The sequence below is a fragment of the Streptomyces niphimycinicus genome (assembly GCF_018883605.1).
Classification (GTDB): domain Bacteria; phylum Actinomycetota; class Actinomycetes; order Streptomycetales; family Streptomycetaceae; genus Streptomyces; species Streptomyces niphimycinicus.
In genome coordinates this window covers 1-6911 of record NZ_JAHLEM010000386.1, presented here as the reverse complement: position 1 = coordinate 6911, position 6911 = coordinate 1, and the positions used below count along the sequence as shown (strand labels likewise).

Annotated in this window: 10 protein-coding genes and 1 tRNA gene; 4 read left to right on the top strand and 7 right to left on the bottom strand. The window is 70.9% G+C overall.

The features are described 5' to 3' along the window. The 3 genes from KN815_RS30085 to KN815_RS30075 form a co-directional block, all read right to left on the bottom strand. A partial coding sequence (locus KN815_RS30085; protein WP_443732334.1) for a DUF4383 domain-containing protein occupies positions 1 to 693 on the bottom strand: 693 nt, incomplete at its 3' end. A 212-nt stretch (positions 694 to 905) separates the two neighbouring features. Then, on the bottom strand, positions 906 to 1139 hold the full coding sequence (locus tag KN815_RS30080; RefSeq protein WP_216345032.1) for an FmdB family zinc ribbon protein: 234 nt from the start codon (positions 1137 to 1139) through the stop codon (positions 906 to 908). Positions 1140 to 1207: 68 nt separating this feature from the next. Further along, on the bottom strand, positions 1208 to 2506 hold the full coding sequence (locus tag KN815_RS30075; protein WP_216345031.1) for a coiled-coil domain-containing protein: 1299 nt from the start codon (positions 2504 to 2506) through the stop codon (positions 1208 to 1210). Between the two features lie 285 nt (positions 2507 to 2791). Between KN815_RS30075 and KN815_RS30070 the strand changes: the two genes are divergently transcribed. Then, a tRNA-Val gene (locus tag KN815_RS30070) sits at positions 2792 to 2863 on the top strand. A 100-nt stretch (positions 2864 to 2963) separates the two neighbouring features. Here the strand turns inward: KN815_RS30070 and KN815_RS30065 are convergent. Continuing rightward, positions 2964 to 3281 carry a hypothetical protein gene (locus tag KN815_RS30065; protein WP_216345030.1) on the bottom strand — a complete coding sequence of 106 codons (318 nt, stop codon included), beginning with the start codon at positions 3279 to 3281 and terminating at the stop codon, positions 2964 to 2966. A gap of 26 nt (positions 3282 to 3307) precedes the next feature. Between KN815_RS30065 and KN815_RS30060 the strand changes: the two genes are divergently transcribed. Beyond that, positions 3308 to 3679: a hypothetical protein gene (locus KN815_RS30060; protein ID WP_216345029.1), complete on the top strand. Its 372-nt coding sequence runs from the start codon at positions 3308 to 3310 to the stop codon at positions 3677 to 3679. 19 nt (positions 3680 to 3698) lie between these two features. On the opposite strand, the gene KN815_RS51665 is transcribed toward KN815_RS30060, so the two are convergent. The 3 genes from KN815_RS51665 to KN815_RS30050 are packed head-to-tail and all read right to left on the bottom strand — an operon-like array spanning position 3699 to position 5600. Next, on the bottom strand, positions 3699 to 3824 hold the full coding sequence (locus KN815_RS51665) for a hypothetical protein (protein ID WP_301184662.1): 126 nt from the start codon (positions 3822 to 3824) through the stop codon (positions 3699 to 3701). Between the two features lie 27 nt (positions 3825 to 3851). Continuing rightward, positions 3852 to 4325 carry a hypothetical protein gene (locus KN815_RS30055; protein ID WP_216345028.1) on the bottom strand — a complete coding sequence of 158 codons (474 nt, stop codon included), beginning with the start codon at positions 4323 to 4325 and terminating at the stop codon, positions 3852 to 3854. 18 nt (positions 4326 to 4343) lie between these two features. Next, positions 4344 to 5600, bottom strand: a complete 1257-nt coding sequence (locus KN815_RS30050) for a helix-turn-helix domain-containing protein (RefSeq protein WP_216345027.1) — start codon at positions 5598 to 5600, stop codon at positions 4344 to 4346. A 151-nt stretch (positions 5601 to 5751) separates the two neighbouring features. On the opposite strand from KN815_RS30050, the gene KN815_RS30045 reads away from it, so the two are divergent. Next, positions 5752 to 6345 carry a hypothetical protein gene (locus tag KN815_RS30045; protein WP_216345026.1) on the top strand — a complete coding sequence of 198 codons (594 nt, stop codon included), beginning with the start codon at positions 5752 to 5754 and terminating at the stop codon, positions 6343 to 6345. Next, on the top strand, positions 6342 to 6698 hold the full coding sequence (locus KN815_RS30040; RefSeq protein ID WP_216345025.1) for a hypothetical protein: 357 nt from the start codon (positions 6342 to 6344) through the stop codon (positions 6696 to 6698). Before KN815_RS30045 ends, KN815_RS30040 begins: the two co-directional genes overlap by 4 nt. The last annotated feature ends 213 nt before the right edge of the window (positions 6699 to 6911 follow it).

Below are 6911 nucleotides of genomic sequence, written 5' to 3'. Positions count from 1 at the left end.
ACCGGCCGGAAGGGGCCCGCCCGGGGCGCCTGGCCCGCCCGGGACTCCAGGCGTGAGCGGAGTGCCCGGTGGGGCGGCCGTCCCGGTCTGTTCGGCGGCGCGCCCGCGCGCGGCGATCAGCTCCCGGGCGTGGACGGCCTCGCGTTCGGCCTGCTCGGGGTGGCGGGTGACCCAGTACGGATTGTCATGCGGCAGCCCGCCGCTGACCCGTCCGTACATGCCGAACCACATCAGCAGCAGCCCCACCACAAAGCTGAACAGCACGTTCTGCATCCGGAACGCCAGGAAGTTGAACGTGGTCTCCAGCACCGCGAGATTGATGAACCCGCTCAGCAGGAAGAGGATCCCGAGCACCAGGTTGAGCGTCGAGGCGAAGTTGCCGCCGATGACCATGCCGACGAACAGCAGCAGCCCGATGACGATGGAGAGCACGCTCAGCGTGCCGTTGGTGTTCAGCCCGGCGACCGTGGCACCGCCGATGTCGAAGAAGCCGACCTGGTCGATCAGGCCCAAGATGCCGAAGGCGACGAGCACCAGCCCCATGAGCCCGGCGCCGACGCGATAGAACTTGCTCAGCCGGTGATCGACCGGCAGATGCTCATCGAGCGAGGTGTGCGCGCCGATCCGCTCCGGGAAGTGCCGTGCGACTCCGGCGGGATGAGGACCGATGGGGGAGGGGCGGCCCATAGCCATCTCCGGCCTCCTTCTGCTGGCGCCGGACCTCGGCTGCGCGCTGCTCGCACTATTCGCGCTGCTCGCACTGCTCGCGCTCTTCGCGGTCGAGGCGGTACCCGCGGACGCCACGCCACCGTCGCGTACGCGACATACGCGCGGCACGGGTACGTACCTCCCAGGATCCGCCCCCGCCCCCGTCGGCTCAACCGCGGCTCAACACGGGCTCACCCTCAGCCGCAGCAGCCGCCCCCACAGCAGCCGCCACCGCCACCGCCACCGGACGGCGGCCGGGCCGAGGAGGCGGAGGAGGAGGACGAGGCGCCGGTGACGGCCACGGTGGACAGCAGCTTCACCGTGTCGCCGTGCCCGTCCGGGCAGGACGCGGGAGCGGAGGACTCGGCCATGGGCCGGTTCAGCTCAAAGGTGGTGCCGCAGGCGCGGCAGCGGTACTCGTAGCGAGGCATGGCAGGAGCATAACCACCGCACCGCAGGTCAGCCCCCCGAACGACAGAGCCCCTGGCGCGCGGGCTGCTCAGTGCCCGCCGCCCCGCTCCTCCCGGATCCCCTGGACGACCCGGGCGGCGGTCTGCCGTACGGCCTCCGTCTCGGAGAGGAAGTGCCACCAGTCCGGATGCCGCCCCTCCAGCCCCGCGATGGCCCGCTCCAGGCGCTCCACGGCGTCGTCCAGCGGGCGGGCGTGGCGCGGATCGGGCGTGGCGCGCCCGGCCATGGCCAGCCGCTGGGCGTCGCGGATCGCGAACCGGGTGCGCTCGATCTCCTTCTGCTGGTCGAACGACACCTCGTCCAGCCGCCGCAGCCGGTCCCCGGCCGCCGAGACGGCCTCGTCCGTACTGTTCAGCAGCGCCCTCACGGTGGCCAGCAGCGCGGTGGCGTCCGGCCAGCGCTGCTCCTCGCGCGCCGCCTGCGCCTCCTTGAGCTTCTCCTCGGCCTGCGCCACATCCCGCGCCGCCTGCGCGGGGACCGTCTGGAGATCCTGCCAGCAGGCCGCGCTGTAGCGGCGGCGCAGCTCGCTGAGGACGGGCTCGACCCCGGCGGCCCGTGTGGTGATCGCCTGGGCGCGGGTGCGCAGCGACACCAGCCGCTTGTCGATCTCCGCCGACCGCTCCGGCAGCCGCTCGGCCTCCCCGCGCACCGCCTCCGCCCTGCGCAGCACATCGTCGGCGCGCCGCAGGGTCTCCTGCACACCGTGCTGCCCGGCCCCCTGGTTGAGCTTGGTCAACTCGGGCGACAGCGCCGCCAGCCGGGCCGCCAGATCGTCCGCCCGCAGCCCCGACGCACGCACCGCGTCCAGCGCGTTACTCGCCGCGAGCAGCGCCTGCCGCGCCCGCTCCACCGCCGGCGCCAGCCGCGCCAGCCGCGTCTCGGCCTGCTCCAGCAGCGGCCCCAGCCCCTGCGCGAACCGGTCCAGATCCGCCTTGGTGCGCTCCAGCGCGTCCTTCGCCCTGGTCAGATCGGTGCGCGCCCGGGAGGCCGTCGCCGAGTCCAGATCGTCCCGATCCAGATCATGCGCGTCCACCGCCGTGATGTAGTCCCGGCTGACCTGGTCGATCCGCTGCCCCAGCGCCGAGAAGTCGGCCGCCGTCCGGCGCGCGGCGGGCGAATCGTCCACGGCGGTGATCGTCTCGATGGAGATCCGCAGATCCCGCTGCGCCGTGTCCAGCTCATAGAACGCCGCCGCCGCGGCGTCCTTGGCCGCCTGCGCCTCGGCCCGCTGACTCTCCCCCCGCCCCCCGAACCACCGCCGCCCCCCGCTCCCACCAGCGAACGAAAACGCCCCCACCACCGCCAGCAACGGCACCGGCAGCAACATCAGCCCGAGCACAGAGGGACGCCGCGAACGACGCCCCCGGGCTCCCGGACGCGCAGACTCCCGCGATGGACGCGCAGACCCTGTAGATGTCGCCGCCACTACCCGCTCCCGATGGATCGCCCAGGTCCGAATGTCATTCTCCCACCCGACACTGACGAGCACAGCGCTCGGTTCGGTTCGCGATCTGCGGACTTCTCTCACCCGAGCCCCGGATACGGGCCCCTCCCCGGCCCCTTCACGATTGCGGCACCACCCCGGGGACCCTGTAGGCTGACAGCTCCCCCAGGGCGCATAGCTCAGCGGTAGAGCGCTGCCCTTACAAGGCAGATGTCGGCGGTTCGAACCCGTCTGCGCCCACAGTGATCGACCAGCAACGAAAGCCCCGTACCAAGATCGGTGCGGGGCTTTCGCGTGGCCGAATGGGAGCGAAACGGGAGATCAACTTGTAGGCGTGCGATCAGCTCGCCACACGGAGGATTCGACGGCGACTGCCGCGCCACCGAGCCTCGAGAGCGTCGAGCCGCTCCTTACGCATCTGCGGGTTGACGTGCTCGTACACGCCCTCGATGTCGCCGACCGCCCAGCCCTGAGCCGGGAACCGCAGTGCGCGGTCGATGCGGTCCTCCTTCATCCAGGTGTCGGCCGTGTGCCGGCCGCCCCGCATCGTGAACCCGGCCAGGATCGCCTTCCACCCCTCGCGCCCCGCGCATCCACGCTTCCGCTCCAGCGCCGGACGCCCGTCGGCCGGACGGCCCTCCAGCTCTTCGCCCGGCACTCTTCCAGCCGCGCGTCCTCCGCAGCGTGCCAAGCCTCGAGACCCTCGGCATCCAGCTCGAACTCGGCCTCGTGGAGCGCCCCGACCTTCGGGTCCACACGCAGCACAGCGCGCAGGAAGGGCTGGCCGTCAAGGGTGTCCTGCCGCCTCAGCAGAATGCTGCTTCGGTGCGGTCCAGCCGGCTCGCCCCATCGCAGGCCGGCGTAGGCCGTGGTCACCACCATCAGGCCCGCCACTCCGCCGAGTCGTTGGTGAAGCTGGAAGATGTGCTCGGGCTGAGCCCAGACCTCTTCGTCATCCTCAACGTGCTCCACCATGCCGTGCTGCATGTGGTCGTTAACCTTGCTCTCGGTTACGTGCGCGACAGCCCAGACCTCGCCATGGCGGTAGCTGCGTAGCTACGTCGACAGTGACCACTCAGCCCCCTCCAGCCTGTTCCGCCTTTGAGCGCGGGACGGCCTCCTGCCCGTCGAGGCCGGTGAGCTTGTCGCGCTCGTTGTCGGCGGCTTGCTGGAGTTCGATGAGTCTGTCGGGGATGTCCACGCGGTGGATGATAAGCCGCGCTTTCGGTCAGTCTCGGGTAGCACCCTCTGGCCAGATCACCCGAGAACGAACACCGGTGCGCTCGGCGTAGGCCACAACATCGGCCGTACCGCCGTACCCGCGAGCTGGCTGCCCGTCCCACACAGCGACCAACTCGTCCACCAGACCCACCAGGATCTCGCTTCCGGCCATGTGCGCCTGAGAATCCGACTCCACCATGCCCGTGCGGTGGATGTCGGCAGCTTGCTCGATGAGACGGTCATAGGTCTGGTGGTGTTCCTCTGGCAGACCCTCACGGTACTGCTCCGCAGGGACCACCACCTCAAGGCGACCACCCGCCTCCAGCACCAGCTCAGCGAACCAGGCGTCCGGGCCGTCGGCAATACACGAGACCCCGACCAGATCAGGCCCACGGCGCGCGACTTCATCCCGAAGAGCCCGGCGAACCAACCGCTCGACCTCTGCGGACAGACCGCGGTGGCCGGTGATGCCAAGACGCATGGGCTGCTCCTTTCATGATCACAGATAGATGCCGTACAGGCGGTCGTCAAACTCGCGGACAACCCTGGGTGGAGTCGTAGAAGTGTAGGAGCGCCGGAGCCCACGGGCACGCTCGATGATCCGACCTGACCGATACCGCGCGCCTACCTCAAGTGCCCGCCCAGCCAGAGGGAACGCACCATCGAGTCGGCCAGTTGCAAGATGCGCGGCGGCCAGGTCGAGCATGAGCAGCGCACGCTGCTTCTCGTGGCTCGAGGTGAGGGCTGCTGCGGCTGCGTCCTGGGAGGCGGCCACCCATTCCGGGAGGCCGAGCCGTGCGCCGCAGGTGAGCCGGGCTGCCGCGACCTTGGTGTGGGTGAAGGCGAACACCCATGGCCACGGCGGGGGCTGCTCGTCCTGGACGGCGTCGGTGCTCCGGGCGGCTTGGCCGAGTGCGGTTTCAGCGGCGGGACGATCCCCTGCGGCCGCGTGTGCGAGCGCCTCGATCGTGCCGAGCCACGCGGTGGCGATGGCTGGTGCTGCGTCACCGAGCTGGCGGTGGGCTTTGCGGACGAGGGCGAGCCCCTGGGGGGCGTTCCCTGCGTCTGCCTCGAATCCAGCCAGGCTGCCGAGTTGGTAGGCGAGGAGCAGCCGGTCACCGGAGGTACGCGCGGCCTTGATGGCTGCGCCGTACCAGGTGCGTGCCGATCCGGTGTCGTTCATGTCCCAGGCCAGCCAACCGGCGAGGGAGGCGGCTTCACTGCCCACTGCGGCCAATCGGGCTCGCTGCTCGGCCGTTTCGGCGTCGCCGGTGATGGTCTGGGTGAGCCGCAGATGGGCAAGGACTGGCTCGGAGAGCTGCCGGGAGGGAGTAGTGCCGTCCAGGCGGCGGAAGGCTGTGGTGGCCACACGGAGGGTCGCGGCCTGGCCAGTGTCTGCGGGCTCGGGGTGACGAGCTGCCAGGGTGGGCGCGGCGGCGATCGCTGCGGTCCCCGCGAGGAAGTTGCGCCGGTGCACGTCGTGCTGTCCATTCTCGGCGACATGCGCCGCTGCGTGGTCGGCGAGGCCGACCAGACGCGGGGGGACGTGTAGGTGCGTGGCGGCTCTCGCCAGGATGGTCATGTCGTATGAGGCTGTGCCCCGTCCTTCGAGACGAGAGACGGCGGACTGGCTGATCCCGCAGGCGTCGCCGAGCTGGCTCTGGGAGACACCGGCGTCGCGGCGGGCCAGGCTGACGACCCGCCCGTAGTCACCTTGGCGGGCGGCGTCCCGAATCGCCTGTGAAGACCAGTTCATGCCTTCTCCTGTTGGTACCTGTGTCTCTCCGTTTGCCCGCTACGGGTATGCGCTAGCTGCATACGCGTATGCGCGCCGCGGGTCAGCGCTGGTCGATACAGCATGACGCGCGGTTTCGTCTCCTCACTACCCGTAGCCGGGAAGGGGACGCATGAGTACCGGAGCTTTGCCGTGGGAGCCGCCGCCCGCCGTGGACGTCGAGGCGTTACCCGCGGGCAAATGGTGGGACGCCGTGAGGGCCGCCCCGACCGTGGGCGAGCGCGCCCTGGAGATGCTCGGCGATGCCACCGGCGCTGTCATCCAGGACAAGTACGGCACCCTGTACTGGCTCGTCGCGGTGGGCTCGGCCACGAGCTGGCATCTGCGGCAGGTGCGGGTCCTGGCCGAGCTGGCGGACGAGTGCAGCTACCTCGGTGTGCCACCCAACTCCTGGACCACGCCGCCCGGAACCCACTGGTGCGTGCCGCTCTCGGTCGACCACTACCTGACCGACGCCTTCAAGCTGTGGGGAGCGCTGGCCGAGGCCGACCGCGCCGTGCTCGGCCCCGTCCCGCAGGGCCGCCAGACCTGCTACCGCTGCGAGCTGCCCACCGACGAGCCGGTCATCGTCGACGTCGAGCACGGAGGAAGCGGCGCCGGCCGCACCATCTACGCCTGCCCTCCCCACGCCCGCACCTACCAGCGTGACCCGGTCGCCGAGGCCGCGGCCATGCGCCGCGCTCTCGATCGAGGCAGGACCCGATGACGACCCCCGAGCAAGCGACGGTCTTGGCCCTGGTGGACCCCGACACGCTCACCCACGCCCAGACCGGCGGCTGGGACTGCGTCCTTTGCGGCCTGCGCCTGATCGACGCGCCCAGCCAGCCACTGGGCACCGTCACCGTCAAGCGTGGCCCCGCTCACGTGGTCTACGAGGTGTGGGCCTGCGCCCCCACCTGCGGCGCCGAGCCCGCGCCGCCGGAGCCCGAGCCGACAGCCTGGAGCCACTTCCTCAGTCACGCCGTCGACTGCCCCGACTGCCGGACCGGCGAGAGGTGTTCCGCCGGGGGTGCCCTGTACCGCGAGGTACGGGCCAACCTCCCCGGAGGCGCGCTGTGACCTCCCGGCCTCTGGACGCACAGCGCGCCGAGCGACGGCTACGTGCCGCCGGATACATCCCCCTGGAGCCGTACTCCGGCCGTGCGGATACCCCTTGGCTGCCGCAGTGCGGCACCTGCCGGACGGTCCGATATCTCACGGCGACGGGCGTGATCCAGGACCGGTGCCATCACGTGCGCCGAGAGATGCCGCCGCCGCGACGCAGACGCGCCG